The organism is Streptomyces sp. ERV7, from assembly GCF_001653515.1.
Lineage (GTDB): Bacteria > Actinomycetota > Actinomycetes > Streptomycetales > Streptomycetaceae > Streptomyces.
In genome coordinates, this window is record NZ_LYOY01000051.1 from 371,726 (window position 1) to 390,672 (window position 18,947).

16 protein-coding genes and 3 pseudogenes are annotated in these 18,947 nt (G+C 71.1%); 14 read left to right on the forward strand and 5 right to left on the reverse strand.

All coding sequences use genetic code 11. From position 1 onward, the window contains the following. Window positions 1-36 precede the first annotated feature (36 nt). The 5 genes and pseudogenes from A8W25_RS24550 to A8W25_RS35105 all read left to right on the forward strand — a co-directional run. Complete coding sequence (locus A8W25_RS24550) at window positions 37-231, forward strand: DUF3046 domain-containing protein (protein WP_067165055.1); 195 nt, start codon at window positions 37-39, stop codon at window positions 229-231. A 338-nt stretch (window positions 232-569) separates the two neighbouring features. Next, window positions 570-1,721 (forward strand): AI-2E family transporter, encoded by a 1,152-nt coding sequence (locus A8W25_RS24555; RefSeq protein ID WP_067167133.1) that lies wholly within the window; start codon window positions 570-572, stop codon window positions 1,719-1,721. Between the two features lie 229 nt (window positions 1,722-1,950). Beyond that, window positions 1,951-3,072, forward strand: a complete 1,122-nt coding sequence (gene recA / locus A8W25_RS24560; RefSeq protein WP_067165057.1) for a recombinase RecA — start codon at window positions 1,951-1,953, stop codon at window positions 3,070-3,072. 3 nt (window positions 3,073-3,075) lie between these two features. Beyond that, window positions 3,076-3,732, forward strand: a complete 657-nt coding sequence (gene recX / locus A8W25_RS24565) for a recombination regulator RecX (RefSeq protein WP_067165060.1) — start codon at window positions 3,076-3,078, stop codon at window positions 3,730-3,732. Between the two features lie 409 nt (window positions 3,733-4,141). Next, window positions 4,142-4,360, forward strand: a pseudogene (locus A8W25_RS35105) (winged helix-turn-helix domain-containing protein); the annotation flags it as partial. Between the two features lie 390 nt (window positions 4,361-4,750). On the opposite strand, the gene A8W25_RS24570 reads toward A8W25_RS35105, so the two are convergent. Further along, window positions 4,751-5,671: a glutamate ABC transporter substrate-binding protein gene (locus tag A8W25_RS24570; RefSeq protein WP_067165063.1), complete on the reverse strand. Its 921-nt coding sequence runs from the start codon at window positions 5,669-5,671 to the stop codon at window positions 4,751-4,753. Between the two features lie 110 nt (window positions 5,672-5,781). Beyond that, complete coding sequence (locus A8W25_RS24575) at window positions 5,782-6,567, reverse strand: amino acid ABC transporter ATP-binding protein (RefSeq protein WP_067165065.1); 786 nt, start codon at window positions 6,565-6,567, stop codon at window positions 5,782-5,784. A gap of 252 nt (window positions 6,568-6,819) precedes the next feature. Between A8W25_RS24575 and A8W25_RS24580 the strand changes: the two genes are divergently transcribed. Together A8W25_RS24580 and A8W25_RS24585 are read left to right on the forward strand one after the other, a co-directional pair. Then, on the forward strand, window positions 6,820-7,524 hold the full coding sequence (locus tag A8W25_RS24580; protein ID WP_067165067.1) for a response regulator transcription factor: 705 nt from the start codon (window positions 6,820-6,822) through the stop codon (window positions 7,522-7,524). A gap of 15 nt (window positions 7,525-7,539) precedes the next feature. Beyond that, window positions 7,540-8,940: a sensor histidine kinase gene (locus A8W25_RS24585; RefSeq protein ID WP_067165070.1), complete on the forward strand. Its 1,401-nt coding sequence runs from the start codon at window positions 7,540-7,542 to the stop codon at window positions 8,938-8,940. Window positions 8,941-8,981: 41 nt separating this feature from the next. Here A8W25_RS24585 and A8W25_RS24590 read toward each other — a convergent pair whose 3' ends face one another. After that, the gene (locus A8W25_RS24590; RefSeq protein ID WP_067165072.1) at window positions 8,982-9,977 is read right to left on the reverse strand and encodes a TAXI family TRAP transporter solute-binding subunit; all 996 of its coding nucleotides are present in this window, start codon (window positions 9,975-9,977) and stop codon (window positions 8,982-8,984) included. A gap of 97 nt (window positions 9,978-10,074) precedes the next feature. Here A8W25_RS24590 and miaB point away from each other — a divergent pair, with 97 nt between their 5' ends. Both miaB and A8W25_RS24600 read left to right on the forward strand, forming a co-directional pair. After that, window positions 10,075-11,571: a tRNA (N6-isopentenyl adenosine(37)-C2)-methylthiotransferase MiaB gene (gene miaB, locus A8W25_RS24595; protein WP_067167135.1), complete on the forward strand. Its 1,497-nt coding sequence runs from the start codon at window positions 10,075-10,077 to the stop codon at window positions 11,569-11,571. 114 nt (window positions 11,572-11,685) lie between these two features. Beyond that, entirely contained in the window at window positions 11,686-12,405 is a 720-nt protein-coding gene (locus tag A8W25_RS24600; RefSeq protein WP_067165075.1) for a class III extradiol dioxygenase subunit B-like domain-containing protein, read from the forward strand. Window positions 12,406-12,481: 76 nt separating this feature from the next. Here the strand turns inward: A8W25_RS24600 and A8W25_RS24605 are convergent, their stop codons facing one another. Together A8W25_RS24605 and A8W25_RS24610 are read right to left on the reverse strand one after the other, a co-directional pair. Then, on the reverse strand, window positions 12,482-12,721 hold the full coding sequence (locus A8W25_RS24605) for an antitoxin (protein ID WP_067165078.1): 240 nt from the start codon (window positions 12,719-12,721) through the stop codon (window positions 12,482-12,484). An 82-nt stretch (window positions 12,722-12,803) separates the two neighbouring features. Further along, window positions 12,804-13,076 (reverse strand): hypothetical protein, encoded by a 273-nt coding sequence (locus A8W25_RS24610; RefSeq protein ID WP_067165081.1) that lies wholly within the window; start codon window positions 13,074-13,076, stop codon window positions 12,804-12,806. A 183-nt stretch (window positions 13,077-13,259) separates the two neighbouring features. Between A8W25_RS24610 and miaA the strand changes: the two are divergent. The 5 genes and pseudogenes from miaA to hflX all read left to right on the forward strand — a co-directional run bounded on the left by miaA (window position 13,260) and on the right by hflX (window position 18,942). Continuing rightward, window positions 13,260-14,274: pseudogene (miaA, locus tag A8W25_RS24615) on the forward strand (tRNA (adenosine(37)-N6)-dimethylallyltransferase MiaA). Window positions 14,275-14,374: 100 nt separating this feature from the next. Further along, window positions 14,375-14,965 (forward strand): hypothetical protein, encoded by a 591-nt coding sequence (locus A8W25_RS24620; protein WP_079126351.1) that lies wholly within the window; start codon window positions 14,375-14,377, stop codon window positions 14,963-14,965. Window positions 14,966-15,055: 90 nt separating this feature from the next. Continuing rightward, window positions 15,056-15,940 (forward strand): diaminopimelate epimerase, encoded by an 885-nt coding sequence (gene dapF / locus A8W25_RS24625; protein WP_067167140.1) that lies wholly within the window; start codon window positions 15,056-15,058, stop codon window positions 15,938-15,940. 139 nt (window positions 15,941-16,079) lie between these two features. Beyond that, a pseudogene (locus A8W25_RS24630) lies at window positions 16,080-17,273 on the forward strand (HD domain-containing protein); the annotation flags it as partial. 163 nt (window positions 17,274-17,436) lie between these two features. Further along, window positions 17,437-18,942, forward strand: a complete 1,506-nt coding sequence (hflX, locus tag A8W25_RS24635) for a GTPase HflX (protein ID WP_067165084.1) — start codon at window positions 17,437-17,439, stop codon at window positions 18,940-18,942. The last annotated feature ends 5 nt before the right edge of the window (window positions 18,943-18,947 follow it).

The following is an 18,947-nucleotide window of genomic DNA, read 5'->3' on the forward strand; positions in this document are numbered from 1 at the left end:
CCGAGGCTGCACTCTCAGGGGCGGGATACTGGGGTCATGCGGTTGACGATTTTCTGGGAGCGGATGGCCGATCACTTCGGCGCCGCCTACGCCGACTCCTTCGCGCGCGACCATGTGATGGCCGAGCTCGACGGGCGCACCGTGCACGAGGCGCTCGACGCGGGCTGGGAGACCAAGGACGTCTGGCGGGCCGTGTGCAACGCCATGGACGTGCCCGCGCACAAGCGGTGACGATCCGGGGCTGAGGGCCCGCTGTCGGCGGCATGGGCGAGACTTGCTGCGTGGCACCGACTGACGAGAGCGACACCCAGACAGACCGCCGGGCCGACCGCCCGGCCGGGAGCGACCGCAGACCCGAGGACGACGTCCGTTCCGAGGGCGAGCCGCGTTCCGAGGACGGCGGGCGCCTGCCCCAGGAAGGCCGCCTGTCCGCGACGGGCGGCGTCCACGGGGGCGTGGTCCCGCAAGCGGCCGCGGGCGACGCCCCGGCCGCGCCCGGAGCCGCGGCTCCCGGCGCCGGGACCGCCGGGCCGCCGCCGCCCGTGCCCGGCACCGGCGGCGCCGTGCGCATGCCCCGATGGCTGCCGCGCGCCATGGTGCTCGCGCTGGCCCTCTACGCCTGCTTCCAGCTCGGCAGCTGGGCCTTCCACCAGCTCATCGGGCTGCTGATCAACATCCTGATCTCGTTCTTCCTCGCCCTCGCGGTGGAGCCGGCCGTCGGGCGGATGTCGGCACGCGGGATGCGCCGCGGCCTCGCCACCTTCATCGTCTTCTTCGCGGTGCTCATCGCGGCGGCCGGGTTCATCGTGCTGCTCGGCTCGATGCTGGCCGGCCAGATCGTCGACATGGTCGAGCACTTCCCGAAGTACCTCGACTCGGTGATCAGCTGGATCAACCAGAACTTCCACACCGACCTCTCCCGGGTCGAGGTCCAGGACAGCCTGCTCCACTCGGACTGGCTCCAGAAGTACGTGCAGAACAGCGCCAGCGGTGTGCTCGACGTCTCGGCCACCGTCCTGGGCGGCCTCTTCCGGCTGCTGACGATCTTCCTCTTCTCGTTCTACTTCGCGGCCGACGGGCCCAGGCTGCGGCGCACGGTCTGCTCCATGCTGCCTCCCGCCCGCCAGGCCGAGGTGCTGCGCGCCTGGGAGATCGCGGTCGACAAGACCGGCGGCTACCTCTACTCGCGCGGCCTGATGGCGCTCATCTCCGGGGTCGCGCACTACATCCTGCTGCAGATCCTGGGCGTGCCGTACGCCCCGGTGCTCGCGGTGTGGGTGGGTCTGGTCTCCCAGTTCATCCCCACCATCGGCACATATCTGGCGGGCGCGCTGCCCATGCTGATCGCCTTCACCGTCGATCCCTGGTACGCGGTGTGGGTGCTCGGGTTCGTGGTGATCTACCAGCAGTTCGAGAACTACGTGCTGCAGCCCAAGCTCACCGCCAAGACCGTCGACATCCACCCGGCGGTCGCCTTCGGCTCGGTCATCGCCGGCACCGCGCTGATGGGCGCGGTCGGCGCGCTGATCGCGATCCCCGCGGTGGCGACGCTCCAGGCGTTCCTGGGCGCCTACGTGAAGCGCTACGACGTGACGGACGACCCGCGCGTGCACGGCAGGCGCGAGCGGGCCGGAGACTCCGCCCTGGTGCGCATACGGCGTTCGCTGCGCCGGGACCGGGCGGCGGAACCGGCCGCTCCGGCGGGCGGCGACGGCGTCTGAGGCGGCGGCCGGAGCCACCCGGCCGCACCCCCGCCCGTGCCGCGTGGTGCGCTTGACACCAAAATCGAACATCCATTCAGATGGAAGCGCGGCCCTGTGTTTACTTGGGTTCCGCCGGGTTTCCGGTGGGGTTATCCACAGGCGGGAGGGACTCCGGGGCCCATTGTCAGTGGCAGGGGTTAGCGTCTTTGACGTGAAGCGATCGACTCAAGCAAACCGGGTGGAACCCATGGCAGGAACCGACCGCGAGAAGGCGTTGGACGCCGCGCTCGCACAGATTGAACGGCAATTCGGCAAGGGCGCGGTGATGCGCCTGGGCGAGCGGCCGAACGAGCCCATCGAGGTCATCCCCACCGGGTCGACCGCGCTCGACGTGGCGCTCGGCGTAGGCGGCCTGCCGCGCGGCCGCGTGGTGGAGGTCTACGGCCCGGAGTCCTCCGGCAAGACGACCCTGACCCTGCACGCGGTGGCGAACGCGCAGAAGGCCGGCGGCCAGGTCGCCTTCGTCGACGCCGAGCACGCCCTGGACCCCGAGTACGCGAAGAAGCTCGGCGTCGACATCGACAACCTGATCCTGTCCCAGCCGGACAACGGCGAGCAGGCCCTTGAGATCGTCGACATGCTGGTCCGCTCGGGCGCGCTCGACCTGATCGTCATCGACTCCGTCGCGGCCCTGGTGCCGCGCGCGGAGATCGAGGGCGAGATGGGCGACTCGCACGTGGGCCTCCAGGCCCGGCTGATGAGCCAGGCGCTCCGGAAGATCACCAGCGCGCTGAACCAGTCCAAGACCACCGCGATCTTCATCAACCAGCTCCGCGAGAAGATCGGTGTGATGTTCGGCTCGCCGGAGACCACCACCGGTGGCCGCGCCCTGAAGTTCTACGCATCGGTGCGCCTCGACATCCGCCGCATCGAGACCCTCAAGGACGGCACCGACGCGGTCGGCAACCGCACCCGCGTCAAGGTCGTCAAGAACAAGGTCGCGCCGCCCTTCAAGCAGGCCGAGTTCGACATCCTCTACGGCCAGGGCATCAGCCGCGAGGGCGGCCTGATCGACATGGGCGTCGAGCACGGCTTCGTCCGCAAGGCCGGCGCCTGGTACACGTACGAGGGCGACCAGCTCGGCCAGGGCAAGGAGAACGCCCGCAACTTCCTGAAGGACAACCCCGACCTCGCCAACGAGATCGAGAAGAAGATCAAGGAGAAGCTGGGCGTCGGCGTCCGGCCGGAGGAGCCCAAGGCCGAGCCCGGCCCGGACGCGGCCGGTGCGACCTCGGAGGCGGAGGCGGCATCTGTGCCCGCCCCGGCCACCAAGGCCAAGACGGCCAAGGCCGCCGCTGCCAAGAGCTAGACCATGACACGCAGGACCGAATGGGCCGAGCCGGACGGGACGGGTCCCGACCGGGCCCGCTCCGCGCGGCCGGGCCCGAAGCGGGCCGGCTCCCGACGGGCCGGCCCGGAGGGATTCGGCGACGGCGCCGACTCGCCGAAGGCCGAGAAGGAACCCGCGCCGCAGGATCCGGCTGAGCGGGCGCGGGCGATCTGCCTGCGCCTGCTCACCGGGACCCCCCGGACCCGCAAGCAACTGGCCGACGCCCTCAAGAAGCGTGAGATCCCCGACGAGGTCGCCGAGGAAGTCCTCTCCCGCTTCGAAGAGGTCGGGCTGATCAACGACGCGGCGTTCGCGGGGGCCTGGGTCGAATCCCGCCACCACGGACGCGGCCTGGCCCGCCGAGCACTCGCCAGAGAGCTCCGCACCAAGGGCGTGGACTCGGCGGTCGTCGACGAGGCCGTCGGGCAGCTCGACTCCGACCAGGAGGAGGAGACCGCGCGGGAGCTGGTGGCCCGCAAGCTCCGCTCCACCCGAGGCCTGGACCGCGACCGTCGCATCCGCCGCCTCGCCGGGATGCTTGCCCGCAAGGGCTACCCGGAAGGCATGGCCCTCAGAGTCGTCCGCCAGGCCCTGGAAGCCGAGGGCGAAACCGCGGACGACCTCTACGAGACGTACTGAGGCCGCACGAGAGGCACCGATCGGGCGGCCCAGCCCCAGCCTCAGCCCCAAACCCGACCCCAATCCTGGGGTTGGGTGAGTCCTGAGACCTGAGTACTGAGACCCCGCCCGCTCCAGCCTCCGGGCTGGGCCGGGTCGGCCCTGAGACCCGGCCCAGCTCCAGGCAAGCCCAGGCCCGACTCTCCGACCGAGACCCCCGGGCAGCTCGCCGCCAGACCCACACACGCCCCCGGTCACCCGACCGGGGGCGTTGTCGTACGTGGGTCCCACGCCACTCCGTCCAGCCGCCACCGACCCCTGTGATCTGGGGAAACCGCGCTTCCCCCGCGCCGGGCGGGGGATATCCCCACCCCAGGGACGCCGGGGCGCTCCAGTGCACAAGCATCTGTGCACAGGCGAGTGTGTACGCATGGCACAGGAACCCGGCGGTACCGAGATCGCGGATCTCGCCGCGCTCAAGGCGCTGGCGCAGCCGCGGCGGCAGCAGATCCTCCAGCACCTCGCACTCCACGGCCCGGCCACCTCCGCGATCCTGGCGCGTGGCCTCGGCCTCAACACCGGTGCCACCAGCTACCACCTGCGCGAGCTCGCCCGGTACGGCTTCGTCGAGGAGACCGAGGGTGAGAGCCCGCGCCGCCAACGCTGGTGGCGGGCCGTCCCCGGCGACCGCCGCTTTCCGCCCCGCAGCCGCCAGACCCCGCAGATGCGGCTCGTCATGGACGAGCTCAACCACCACGCCTATGCGGCCGACGTCGAACTCTTCGAGCGGCTCCAGCGTGAGAGCACCACCGACGACTTCGCCTACTCACGTAGCGAGATCCGGCTCACGACCGCCGAACTCCACGAGTTCTTCGAGGAGTACATCGCCCTCCTCAACCGCTACAAGCGCACGGAGGGGGAGATGCCGACCGGGGCACGGGTCGTGCACACCCGGCTGATGGCCTTCCCCGCCCCCCTCCCCACGGGCAGGGAGCGCCCTCTACGCGCGCGTAGAGGGCGTCTCACCCGTGGGGGGAAATCAGTAGCGCTGGACGGCCGGCGGGTCGACGTAGCCGGCGCCGGACAGGCCCAGCGTCGCCTCGTAGATCTTCTTGTAGGTGCCGTCCTTGACGTGCTTCTCGATCGCGTCGTTGACGAAGTCGCGCAGCGCCTTGTCGTCCTTGTTCATGCCGACGCCGTACGGCTCCTGGGTGAAGGGGTGACCGGCGACCCTGAGCTTGCCGGAGTTGGCGGCCGCGTAGCCCTTGAGGATCGAGTCGTCGGTGGTGACCGCGTCGACCTGCTTGGTCAGCAGCTGCTGCACGCAGTCGGAGTACTTGGCGAGCTCGACGACCTTCGCCCCGTACTCCGGCTTCTTGATCTCCTGGAGCGGGGTGGAGCCGACGATCGAGCAGACCTTCTTGCCCTTGACCGTGGTCTTGTCGGTGATCGCCGTCTCGTCCTTGCGGATCAGCAGGTCGGCGCCGGCCTTGTAGTACGGGCCCGCGAAGCCGACCAGCTTCTTGCGCTTGTCGTTGATCGTGTAGGTGCCGAGGTAGTAGTCGACCTGGCCCTTGGAGATCGCGGTCTCGCGGATGCCGGAGTCCACCGTCTTCCACTGGATCTGGTCCTTGGTGAAGCCCAGGTCGGCGGCGATCATCTTGGCCAGCTCGACGTCGAAGCCGGAGCGCTCCTTGGTCGACTGGTCCTCGAAGCCGAGGTAGGGCTGGTCGGCCTTGGAGCCGATGATCAGCTTGCCGCGCGCCTTGGCCGCCTTGAACGTCGGGGAGTCGAGGGCGACGTCCTTGGCGACGGTGTACGTGGGCAGCTGCGGGGCGCCCGACTGGCCGGGCTTGGCGGCCTGCTTGTCGCCCGCGGAACCCGACTTGCCGCCACAGGCGGTCGCGGTCAGCGCGAGCACAGCGATCGCCGCGAAGGCGGCGGACTGGCGGAGCTTCATGTGAACATCCCTCGTATCGCTTGAATCGCTCAGATGTGGGGGCCGTCGGCCGGTGGCCGCCGATGGGGAACGGGCCGCGGTAGGGCGGCCGCTCCGGGTCCTCGGGAGCCTCAGTGGTGAAGGATCTTCGACAGGAAGTCCTTGGCCCGGTCGCTGCGCGGGTTGCTGAAGAACTGGTCGGGCGTGGCCTCTTCGACGATCTTTCCGTCGGCCATGAACACGACGCGGTTCGCGGCGGAGCGGGCGAAGCCCATCTCATGGGTGACGACGACCATGGTCATGCCGTCGCGCGCCAGCTGCTGCATGACCTCCAGGACCTCGTTGATCATCTCCGGGTCGAGCGCGGAGGTGGGCTCGTCGAAGAGCATGACCTTCGGGTCCATCGCCAACGCGCGCGCGATGGCGACACGCTGCTGCTGGCCGCCGGACAGCTGTGCGGGGTACTTGTCGGCCTGGGTGCCCACGCCGACCCGGTCGAGAAGGGCGCGGCCCTTCTCCTCGGCCTGCTTCTTCTCCGTCCTGCGGACCTTGGTCTGGCCCAGCATGACGTTCTCCAGCACGGTCTTGTGCGCGAAGAGGTTGAACGACTGGAAGACCATGCCGACGTCGGCGCGGAGCCGGGCCAGTTCGCGGCCCTCCTGCGGCAGCGGCTTCCCGTCGATCGATATCGCCCCGGAGTCGATGGTCTCCAGGCGGTTGATGGTGCGGCACAGCGTGGACTTCCCGGAACCCGAAGGTCCGATCACGACCACGACCTCGCCGCGCGCGATCGTCAGATCGATGTCCTGGAGCACGTGCAGCGCGCCGAAGTGCTTGTTGACGTTGCTCAGCACGACCAGGTCGCCCGACGCGGGTGCCGCGTCCTCGGCGTCCTTGGTCACTGATACTCCGCTCATCGGCTTCCAGCTCCGCTCTTCCTCGGTTGGGGAGGAACGTAGTGCGCCGCTACGACCAGCGTCATTACATCTGAGCGGAAATTGAGCATCACGATCGGATAGCGGGGTGGCACTCTCCGTGAAGGGGGCGCGTGGTGCAATACCGGCTGAGTAACGGATGCCGCGCTCCGGTGGGTGCCCCCTTGACGCGCCCCCGCGGCATGGGCGTGGATGCGGGAGTACATGCCTGGCGACGACTACGGAAGGGGGACGATGAGACTGCTGCTCGTCGAGGACGACGACCACGTCGCCGCGGCCCTGTCCGCCGTGCTCGCCAGGCACGGTTTCGCCGTGGTGCACGCGCGCAACGGCGAGGAGGCGCTGCGGGCACTGCTGCCCGACGACCGCGCCCCCAAGGAGTCCTTCGGGGTCGTCCTGCTCGACCTCGGACTGCCCGACCAGGACGGCTACGAGGTCTGCGGGAAGATCCGCAAGCGCACCGCCACGCCGGTGATCATGGTCACCGCGCGCGCGGACGTGCGCTCGCGCATCCACGGCCTGAACCTCGGCGCCGACGACTACGTGGTGAAGCCCTACGACACCGGCGAGCTGCTCGCGCGCATCCACGCGGTCAGCCGCCGCACCACCGCGGGCGAGGACAGCGGCGCGATCCCGGCGGTCGCCCTGCGGCTGGGGCGCGTCCAGATCGAGCTGCCCACCCGCCGGGTCAGCGTCGACGGCGAGAGCGTCCAGCTCACCCGCAAGGAGTTCGACCTGCTGGCGCTGCTCGCCCAGCGGCCCGGGGTGGTCTTCCGGCGCGAGCAGATCATCAGCGAGGTGTGGCGGACCAGTTGGGAGGGCACGGGGCGCACCCTCGAAGTACATGTCGCGTCCCTGCGCTCCAAGCTGCGCATGCCCGCCCTGATCGAGACCGTGCGCGGCGTCGGCTACCGGCTCGTCGCCCCGGCCGCGCTGTAAGGCCCGACACCACCGGTGCGTACGCGACTCCTGCCGCTGCTGATCTTCCTGCTCGCCCTCGTCCTGATGGCGCTGGGCTTCCCGCTCGCGATCAGCGTCGCCTCCGCCCAGCAGCAGAAGGTGGTCGTCGACCGGATCGACGACACCGCGCGCTTCGCGGCGCTCGCCCAGTTCGTCACCTCCGCCGACGACAAGGACACCAGCAGCAAGGAGCGGCTGGCCACCCTGGAGGAGGAACTCGCCCGCTACCACGAGCTGTACGGGATCCGCGCGGGCGTCTTCTTCCGCAACGGCGTCGCCATGGCGAGCGCCCCCAGGGGCTGGGCCGTGCCGGACGACAGCAAGAGCGGTGACGCCTTCCAGGAGGCGCTGGCGGGCCGCAGGAGCCACGATCCGCCGCAGGTCTGGCCGTGGCAGCTCGGACGGCTCGTGGTGGCCTCCCCGGTGGTCCGCGAGGGCGATGTGATCGCCGTGGTGGTCACCGACTCGCCCACCGGGCACATGCGTTCGGCGGTGCTGCGCGGCTGGCTGCTGATCGCGGCGGGCGAGTTCGCGGCGATGCTGCTCGCGGTCGGTGCGGCCTTCCGGCTCACCAGCTGGGTGCTGCGGCCCGTACGCGTCCTGGACGCGGCCACCCACGACATCGCGACCGGGCGCATGAAGTCGCGGGTCGCGGTCGCCGGCGGTCCCCCGGAACTCAGAAGGCTGGCCCGGTCGTTCAACGAGATGGCGGACAACGTCGAGGACGTGCTGGAGCAGCAGCGCGCCTTCGTCGCCGACGCCTCCCACCAGTTGCGCAACCCGCTCTCCGCCCTGCTGCTGCGCATCGAGCTCCTCGCGCTCGAACTGCCCGAAGGGAACGAGGAGATCGCCTCGGTGCGCGCCGAGGGCAAGCGCCTGGCCCAGGTGCTCGACGACCTGCTGGGCCTGGCGCTCGCCGAGCACACCGAGGCGGACCTGAGGATCACCGACATCGGCGCGCTGGCGGGCGAGCGGGTGGAGGCCTGGCGTCCGCTCGCCGAGGACAAGGGCGTACGGCTCACCGAGCAGCGGGCCGCGGTCACCGCCTGGGCGGACCCGGTGGCGCTCTCCAGCGCCCTGGACGCCGTCATCGACAACGCACTGAAGTTCACTCCGGAGGGTGAGGAGGTCACGGTCGCCGTCGCCGCCGAGGGCGACTACTCCAAGATCACTGTGACCGACCGCGGCCCCGGCCTGACCGACGACGAACTGAGCCGGATCGGGGACCGGTTCTGGCGCTCGGGACGGCACCAGAACATCAAGGGCTCCGGCCTCGGACTGTCCATCTCGCGGATCCTGCTGGCGGCGGGCGACGGCACCATCACCTACGCCCACCACGCGCCGCACGGGCTGCGGGTGACGCTCAGGGTGCCGCGCGCCGCGCCGACGGGCTGAGCGCGCGCGTGGCCCCGCTCAGGGGCGCCGGCCGCCCGGCGTCAGGGCTTGGTCGACAGGTAGTAGCGGCGGGCGCCGTCGTGCAGCGGCAGCGGCTCGGTGTAGATCGCGGTGCGCAGGTCCACCAGCTGTGCGGCGTGCACCTCGCGGCCGATGGCGTCCCGGCTGCGGATCACCGTATGAGTGAACTCCTCGGTCAGGCCCCGGCCCGTACGGTCCGTGGTGACCAGCAGGTTCGCCACCGCGATGGTCGGTACGGCGACGCCCCGCTGCGCCTGCGGATAGGCGTCCGCGGGCATGGTCGCCGCCCGGTAGAAACCGGCCAGGCCGTCCTTCGCGTGCAGCGCGGGGACCAGGTCGCCCAGCGGCACCAGGCGGATCTGGTCCTGCTCGGAGAGCCGAAGCACCGCCGTGGTGGGCAGCCCGCCCGACCAGAAGAACGCGTCGATCTTCCCGGTCCGCAGCAGCTCCGGCATGGTGTCGATGCCCGCCGACACCGGAGTGATGTCCTGGGCCGGATCCACCTTGGCGGCGGTCATCAGCCGCTCCGCGAGCAGCCGCACCCCCGACCCGGGCTGGCCTATGCCGACCCGCTTGGAGCGCAGGTCCGCCGTCGTGCGCACGGTCGAGTCGCGGGGCACGACCAGCTGTACGTAGTCGTCGTAGAGGCGGGCGCAGCCGCGCAGGTGTCCGGCGCCGGCGGAGCCGTCGCGGAGGTACTTGGCCACCGCGTCGGCGGTCGCGATGGTGAAGTCCGCCTGGCCGGTGGCCACCCGCTTCAGGTTCTGCTGCGAGCCCTCGCTCGTCTGGAGGCGGACGTCCACTTCGGGCAGATCGTCGGCCAGCGCCCGCTCCAGCAGCTCGCCGTAGCGCTGGTACACCCCGGTCCGCACACCCGTACTGAACGTGATCGTCCCCGACGGCCGCGAGGCCCCCAGAGACAGCAGCCACCACAGCAGCAGCCCGAACACCACCAGGGCGGCGACCGCCCCCTGAAGGGCACGGCGGCGGCTGACACGGGGGAGGGCCTGGAGCATGGCGCGATCCTGCCAGCTCACTCCCCGTGATGGCCAGGCCCGGGGTCGGGGAAGGCGGGACGGCCTGTCGGTGCGACCTCGTACCCTGGTGTACGAGATGAGCGAGGTAGAGGGTTTGAAAACGTACGAGGTGCGCACCTACGGGTGCCAGATGAACGTGCACGACTCCGAGCGGCTGTCCGGCCTCCTGGAGGGCGCGGGCTACGTACGCGCGCCCGAGGGCAGCGACGGTGACGCCGACGTCGTCGTCTTCAACACCTGCGCGGTGCGCGAGAACGCCGACAACAAGCTGTACGGCAATCTCGGCCGGCTCGCCCCGATGAAGACGAAGCGGCCCGGGATGCAGATCGCCGTGGGCGGCTGTCTGGCCCAGAAGGACCGCGACACCATCGTCCAGCGGGCGCCCTGGGTGGATGTGGTGTTCGGCACGCACAACATCGGCAAGCTGCCGGTGCTCCTCGAGCGCGCCCGCATCCAGGAAGAGGCGCAGGTCGAGATCGCCGAGTCGCTGGAGGCGTTCCCCTCGACGCTGCCGACCCGGCGCGAGTCCGCCTACGCGGCCTGGGTCTCCATCTCCGTCGGCTGCAACAACACCTGCACCTTCTGCATCGTCCCGGCGCTGCGCGGCAAGGAGAAGGACCGCCGTCCCGGCGACATCCTCGCCGAGGTCGAGGCGCTGGTCGCCGAGGGCGTCTCCGAGATCACCCTGCTCGGCCAGAACGTCAACGCCTACGGCTCGGACATCGGCGACCGCGAGGCCTTCTCCAAGCTGCTGCGCGCCTGCGGCGGGATCGAGGGGCTGGAGCGGGTCCGCTTCACCTCGCCGCACCCGCGCGACTTCACGGACGACGTGATCGCCGCGATGGCGCAGACGCCGAACGTGATGCCGCAGCTCCACATGCCGCTGCAGTCCGGCTCGGACACCATCCTGAAGGCGATGCGCCGCTCGTACCGGCAGGAGCGTTTCCTCGGGATCATCGAGAAGGTCCGCGCCGCCATTCCGCACGCGGCCATCTCCACCGACATCATCGTGGGCTTCCCCGGCGAGACCGAGGAGGACTTCGAGCAGACCATGCACGCGGTCCGCGAGGCCCGCTTCGCGAACGCCTTCACCTTCCAGTACTCCAAGCGCCCCGGCACCCCCGCGGCCACCATGGAGGGGCAGATCCCCAAGGAGGTCGTGCAGGCGCGCTACGAGCGTCTGGTGGCCCTCCAGGAGGAGATCTCCTGGGAGGAGAACAAGAAGCAGGTCGGCCGCACCCTGGAGGTCATGGTCGCCGAGGGCGAGGGCCGCAAGGACGGCAGCACGCACCGGCTCTCGGGCCGCGCCCCCGACAACCGTCTGGTGCACTTCACCAAGCCGGAGCAGGAGGTGCGCCCCGGCGACGTGGTGACCGTCGAGATCACGTACGCGGCCCCGCACCACCTGCTCGCCGAGGGCCCGACCGGCGCCGTGCGCCGCACCCGCGCGGGCGACGCCTGGGAGAAGCGCAACGCGGCCCCGGCACAGCCCGCCGGAGTGTTGCTGGGTCTGCCGAAGATCGGCGTCCCCGAGCCACTTCCGGCCGCGACGGGCGGGTGCAGCGTCGTCTGACGCCCTGGTCACGCGCGCGTAGGTGGGTGGTCTGAATCCCCTCCCACGCGCGCGTGGCCGGTTCGTGGCGTCCGTGACGGGCCGGGGCCGGGCGTACCCACTACGCTGCGGATCATGCTCGTAGCCGCCGCCGTCTGCCCCTGTCCGCCGCTACTGGTGCCCGCGGTCGCCTCCGGCGCCGCGCCGGAGCTCGATGCCGCGCGTGACGCCTGCGCCGACGCCGTGGGGCTGCTGGCCGCCTCCCGGCCCGACCTGCTCGTCGTGGTCGGCCCCGCCGACCAGACGGCGCGCGGCCCGCACCCCCAGGGCGCGCCCGGGTCCTTCGCGCCCTTCGGCGTGGACCTTGACGTACGTCTGGGCCGGGCGCCGGCCGAACCGGACGGCAACGCGCGCGAACTGCCGCCCTCGCTCGCCGTCGGCGCCTGGCTGCTGGAGCGCTCCGGATGGTCGGACGCCCCGGTCGAGGGCCTCGGGGTCGGCGAGCCGCTGGAGGCCGCGCGCTGCGCCGACGCGGGCCGGAGCCTGGGCGGCAGGGCCGACCGGGTCGCCCTCCTGGTGATGGGCGACGGCAGCGCCTGCCGCACCCTCAAGGCCCCCGGCTACCTCGACGAGCGCGCCACAGCCTTCGACGCGGGGGTGGCGAGCGCGCTGGGCGCCGCCGACACGCGCGCGTTGCTGGAGCTGGACGCGGAGCTCGCCCAGGAACTCAAGGCGGCCGGCCGGGCCCCCTGGCAGGTGCTCGCGGGCGCCGCCGAGGGGGCGGGCCTCGCGGGCCGGCTGCTGTACGAGGACGCGCCGTACGGCGTGGGGTACTTCGTCGCCGTCTGGTCCTGAGCCACGCACGGCGGAGCCGCCGGGCACACGGGGACGGCCGTGGAGCTCGAGCGCTCCACGGCCGTCCCCGAGGTGATCAGGCCGACGGTGGAGGGGTGCCGCCGTCGTCCTTGTGCGAGATCCGGTCCAGGGCGTCCTTGGCCTTCCCGGTACCTGTGTGGATCTTGTCGCTGTACTTGCCCTTGGTCTTTTCGTCGACCGTCTTGGCGACCTTGTCCAGCCCCTGTCCGATCTTGTCCTCGTGCTGCTGCGCGAAGTCGGACACCTTGTCCTTGGCGGGGGCCAGCTTGGCTTTCAAGTTGTCCAGGAAGCCCATGTGGTCACCTTCCCTCTGCCCTCATCTCGGGAGCTGTGCGCCCTCGACCAGGGGACGGTACGAAATACGTGCGTACGCCACGTTACTTCCGGGCGCTCTCGCCCGCCTCGTTGTCCGCGGCTTCCTCGGCCGACTGCTGCTTGGGAATCTCCATGCCCTCGGCGGCGGCCGGCTCGGCGGGCTCCGCCGTCTTGGCCTCTGCTGCGGGCTCGGACTCCTCCGTGGAAGCGGCGCCCTCCGGCTTGCCCTCCGCGGCCTCCTCGGCCGCCTCGGGCTCGGCCGTCAGGGTGGCGGCCGCCGCCTCCTCAGTTGACGCCTCTGCCGCCTTACGGCGAAACCTTGAAAAAACGCCCATATCTACTCCATAGCGTACTCGTGTGGGCGAAATCCCGCCCCATCCGGAGCGCCTCATTGCGTCGCCCGGGGGCACCGGTTCGGCAAACCGGCGGTCGGAACCTCGCAACAGGCAACGAACCCGCATGCACCCCGTCACGTAGCTCGTTCGGGGACGGCGCCCGAGGTTTGCGAGACTGTGACAGTGAGAACTGCAGCTCCCGCACCGCGGGTCATCGCCGTCGTCGGCCCGACAGCGGCCGGAAAGTCCGATCTGGGTGTCTTCCTGGCCCAGCAGCTCGGCGGCGAGGTCGTCAACGCCGACTCGATGCAGCTCTACCGGGGGATGGACATCGGCACCGCCAAGCTGACGCTCCAGGAGCGCGGTGGGGTGCCCCACCACCTCCTGGACATCTGGGACGTGACCGAGCCCGCCAGTGTCGCCGAGTACCAGAAGCTCGCCCGCGCCGAGATCGACCGGCTGCTCGCCGAGGGCCGCACGCCCGTCCTCGTCGGCGGCTCCGGCCTCTATGTGCGCGGTGCGATCGACGTGCTCGACTTCCCCGGCACCGACCCCGAGGTACGCGCGCGTCTCGAGCGCGAGCTGGAGCAGGACGGTCCCGGCGCCCTGCACCGGCTCCTGGCCGAGGCCGACCCGGAGGCGGCGCGGGTGATCCTGCCCAGCAACGGCCGCAGGATCGTGCGGGCCCTCGAGGTCATCGAGATCACCGGCAAGCCGTTCACGGCCAACCTGCCCGGCCACGACTCGGTGTACGACACCGTGCAGATCGGCGTCGACGTCGGCCGCCCCGAGCTCGACGAGCGGATCGCGGTCCGGGTCGACCGGATGTGGGAGGCGGGTCTGGTGGACGAGGTGCGCGCGCTGGAGGCCCAGGGACTGCGGGAGGGCCGCACCGCATCGCGCGCGTTGGGCTACCAGCAGGTGCTCACGGCGCGCGCTGGAGGCCCAGGGACTGCGGGAGGGCCGCACCGCATCGCGCGCGTTGGGCTACCAGCAGGTGCTCACGGCGCTCGCGGGGGAGTGCACCGAGGACGAGGCGCGCGCCGAGACGGTGCGCGCCACCAAGCGCTTCGCGCGCCGCCAGGACTCCTGGTTCCGCCGGGACCCACGCGTCCACTGGCTGAGCGGCGCCGTCGAGCACCGCGGGGAACTCCCGGGGCAGGCGCTGACGTTGGTCGAACGAGCGGTCACAGCCTGATCACGTGATGGCATCGGGACGCACCACCGGTCATTCCGGCACCCGCGCGCGTGCCATCATCGACCTCGATCGACCAGTGGAGTCCTAGTTGGGAGGGCGCGTGGCGATGGAGGCCGGCCCTCGCGACAGAGAGCACGGAGCGCGGGACGAGCCCGCGCGACCGGGTCCTTCGGAAGTGACGGCAGTGTCGGAAGGGCCGGACGTGAGCGACGCCGGACGGGAGCCCGCCCACCGCGACGCCCCGGAGCCGAGCCCCGCGGAGCTGGGCGTCGGCGCCCTGGGCCCGACCGTGCCGGGAGCCGTCGGACTCACCCCCGACGGGCCGCAGGACGACGGCGTGCTCGCCGAGGGCGGCGAGGTCGAGGTCGAGATCCGCCCGCAGCGCAGACTGCGGATCTGGCAGCTCGCACCGATCGTGATGCTCGCGGCCATGGGCTCGCTGATGTTCGCCTTCCCTCTCGCCTTCGAGTTCGGCGACGGCGGCCCCGTCGTGGCCATGCTCGGCCTTCTGATCAGCTGCTGTGCCGCGGGCTGGGGCATGATGGCCGCCCGCCGGGTCGGCTACACCTGGCCGGGGCTGCCCGCGCGCGGATCCGGCGAGCGCCCCGACTGGCGGGTGATCGGGCTGTACGTGGGCGGCCTGGCCGCGGCGGTGGCACTGGCCGTCTGGCGCGTCGCCCGCCTGCGCTGAGCGGCGCCGCTCCTCCGCCCGGGCGGGATCCGTCGCCCCGCCCCCGGAGTCCCCGGCCCGTTGTCGGTGGGCACCCGTACGATTGACGGCGTGAACAACACCTCGCCGCTCACCTTCCTCAAGGGCCACGGGACCGAGAACGACTTCGTGATCCTTCCCGACCCGGACAACGCCGTCGACCTGCCCGCCTCCATCGTGGCCCGGCTGTGCGACCGCCGGGCCGGCATCGGCGGCGACGGGCTGCTCCACGTCGTGCGCAGCGCCGCCCACCCCGAGGCGAGGGCGATGGCCGGCGAGGCCGAGTGGTTCATGGACTACCGCAACTCGGACGGCTCGATCGCCGAGATGTGCGGCAACGGCGTGCGGGTCTTCGCCGGGTACCTCCAGCGCGCCGGGCTCGTCGAGGAGGGCGACCTGGCCATCGCCACCCGGGGCGGCGTCAAGAAGGCGCACATCTCCAAGGGCGGCGACATCACGGTCTCCATGGGCCGCGCCGTGCTGCCGCACGAGGGCGTCACGGTCGCGCTCGACGGCCGCAGCTGGCCCGCCCGCAACGTCAACATGGGAAACCCGCACGCGGTCGCCTTCGTCGAGGACCTGGCCCACGCGGGCGAGCTGCGGTCGGTGCCGCCGTACAGCCCGGCCGGCGTCTACCCGGACGGTGTGAACGTCGAGTTCGTCGTCGACCGGGGCCCCGGCCACGTGGCGATGCGGGTGTACGAGCGCGGCTCCGGAGAGACCCGCTCCTGCGGCACGGGCGCGTGCGCGGTGGCCGTGGCGGCGGCGCGCAGGGACGGCGCTGACCCCGCCGTCACCGGCGCCCCCGTGACGTACACGGTGGACCTCCCGGGCGGGACCCTGGTCATCACGGAGTTCCCCGACGGCGAGATCGAGATGACCGGCCCCGCCGTGATCGTCGCCGAAGGCGTGATCGACCCGGTGCTTCTCGAACCGGTTGAAACAGCCATGGCCTGAACCTTCGCTCGAATGGGTGATCCGGTTCACGCTGAGCGAGAGCCGGACTGCGCCACGTGGTGGGGTCGGTAGCATCAAGCACCGGCCCGGAGGGCACGCCTGCCTTTCCACCGCCGGTCGATGCTGCCGGAGGTGCCCCATGAGTGCAGAGGCCACGAATCCTGACGCACAAAGTCGCCGCCGCGGCCTTCCCAGGATCGACCTCCGCAGGCTGGGCCGGGCCGCTCTGCTGGGCCCCACGTCCCGCGACCGGCTGCCCGACGCCATCGGGCATGTCGCCGAGGCACACCGGGCCCACCACCCCGACGCCGACCTGGCGGTGCTGCGGCGCGCGTACGTGCTCGCGGAAACGTCCCACCGCGGCCAGTTCCGCAAGAGCGGCGAGCCGTACATCACGCATCCGCTGGCCGTCACCCTGATCCTGGCCGAACTGGGCGCCGAGACCACCACGTTGACGGCCTCGCTGCTGCACGACACCGTCGAGGACACCGAGGTGACGCTCGATCAGGTGCGGGCGGAGTTCGGTGAGGAAGTCACCTATCTGGTGGACGGCGTCACCAAGTTGGAGAAGGTCGACTACGGGGCCGCGGCCGAGCCCGAGACCTTCCGCAAGATGCTCGTCGCCACCGGCAACGACGTACGGGTGATGTCGATCAAACTCGCGGACCGGCTGCACAACATGCGCACCCTGGGCGTGATGCGCCCGGAGAAACAGGCGAGGATCGCCAAGGTCACCCGTGACGTGCTGATCCCGCTGGCCGAACGGCTCGGGGTGCAGGCCCTCAAGACCGAACTGGAGGATCTGGTTTTCGCCATCCTCCACCCCGAGGAGTACGAGCACACCCGGGCCCTGATCGCTGCCAACTCGGGCGTCGAGGACCCGCTGACCGTAATCGCGGACGGCGTCCGGGCCGTGCTGCGCGAGGCGGGCATCGCCAGCGAAGTCCTCATCCGGCCACGGCACTTCGTCTCCGTCCACCGCGTCCAGCTCAAACGCGGGGAACTGCGCGGCACCGACTTCGGCCGCCTCCTGGTCCTGGTCGGCGAGGACGCCGACTGCTACGCCGTCCTCGGTGAGCTGCACACCTGCTTCACGCCGGTGATCTCCGAGTTCAAGGACTTCATCGCGGCCCCCAAGTTCAACCTGTACCAGTCGCTGCACACGGCGGTGGCGAGCTCCGACGGCGCGGTCGCCGAAGTCCTCATCCGCACCCACCAGATGCACAAGGTCGCCGAGGCCGGCGTCATCGCCCTCGGCAACCCGTACGCCGGGGGCGGGCCCGGCGACGGCGCCGACCCGGCGGCCGACGAACGCGAGGACCCCACCGCACCCCGCCACGCCTGAGGCCGGGAAAACCCGCGTGACGGCCCCGGTGGCACCGTGCGACCATCGACGGGTCGGCGGCGCTGCCGGGGCCGGATTCCGTTCGGGAATCTTTCGGGTCCACTACGCGTTGTGACCGGCGTAACCGCAATTCCAACGACGTAAGGATCCAATGACCTCCTCTTCATCCCCTTCCCAGGACGAGCAGAGCTTCGCGGAGAAGAACCGCACCGAGAGCCTTCGGGCCGATGCCCTGATGGAAGAGGACGTCGCCTGGAGCCACGAGATCGACGGCGAGCGGGACGGCGCGCAGTTCGACCGCTCCGAGCGTGCCGCCCTGCGGCGCGTGGCGGGCCTCTCCACCGAGCTGGAAGACGTCACCGAGGTCGAGTACCGCCAGCTGCGCCTGGAGCGCGTCGTGCTGGTGGGCGTCTGGACCACGGGGACACTCAAGGACGCGGAGAACTCGCTGGCCGAGCTCGCAGCCCTCGCCGAGACGGCGGGCGCGATGGTGCTCGACGGCGTCTACCAGCGTCGTGACAAGCCCGACCCGGCCACCTACATCGGCTCCGGCAAGGCGCTGGAGCTGCGGGACATCGTCCTGGAGTCCGGCGCCGACACCGTGGTCTGCGACGGTGAGCTGAGCCCCGGCCAGCTCATCCATCTGGAAGACGTCGTCAAGGTCAAGGTGGTCGACCGGACCGCCCTGATCCTCGACATCTTCGCCCAGCACGCCAAGTCCCGTGAGGGCAAGGCACAGGTCTCGCTGGCCCAGATGCAGTACATGCTGCCCAGGCTGCGCGGCTGGGGCCAGTCGCTCTCCCGGCAGATGGGTGGTGGTGGCTCCGGCTCGTCCGGCGGCGGCATGGCCACCCGTGGCCCCGGTGAGACCAAGATCGAGACGGACCGGCGGCGGATCCGCGAGAAGATGGCGAAGATGCGCCGGGAGATCGCGGAGATGAAGACCGGCCGCGAGATCAAGCGCCAGGAGCGCCGTCGCAACAAGGTCCCCTCGGTGGCCATCGCGGGGTACACCAACGCCGGAAAGTCCTCGCTGCTCAACCGCCTCACGGGCGCCGGCGTGCTGGTGGAGAACGCACTGTTCGCCACCCTCGACCCGACCGTGCGCCGGGCCGAGACGCCCAGCGGCCGGCTGTACACGCTGGCCGACACCGTCGGATTCGTCCGGCACCTGCCGCACCACCTGGTCGAGGCGTTCCGCTCCACCATGGAGGAGGTCGGCGACTCCGACCTGATCCTGCACGTGGTGGACGGCTCGCACCCCGACCCGGAGGAGCAGCTGGCCGCCGTGCGCGAGGTGATCCGCGAGGTGGGCGCGGTCGACGTGCCCGAGATCGTGGTGATCAACAAGGCGGACGCGGCGGACCCGCTGGTCCTCCAGCGCCTGCTGCGGATCGAGAAGCACTCCATCGCGGTCTCCGCCCGTACGGGCATGGGCATCGAGCAGCTGCTCGGCATCATCGACGCCGAACTGCCGCGCCCCGAGGTCGAGATCGAGGCCCTCGTGCCGTACACGCACGGACAGCTGGTCTCGCGCGCGCACGCCGAGGGCGAGGTGATCTCCGAGGAGCACACCCCGGAGGGCACGCTGCTCAAGGCGCGGGTGCACGAGGTGCTGGCGGCGGAGCTCGCTCCGTACGTACCGGCCAAGCACTGACCGCG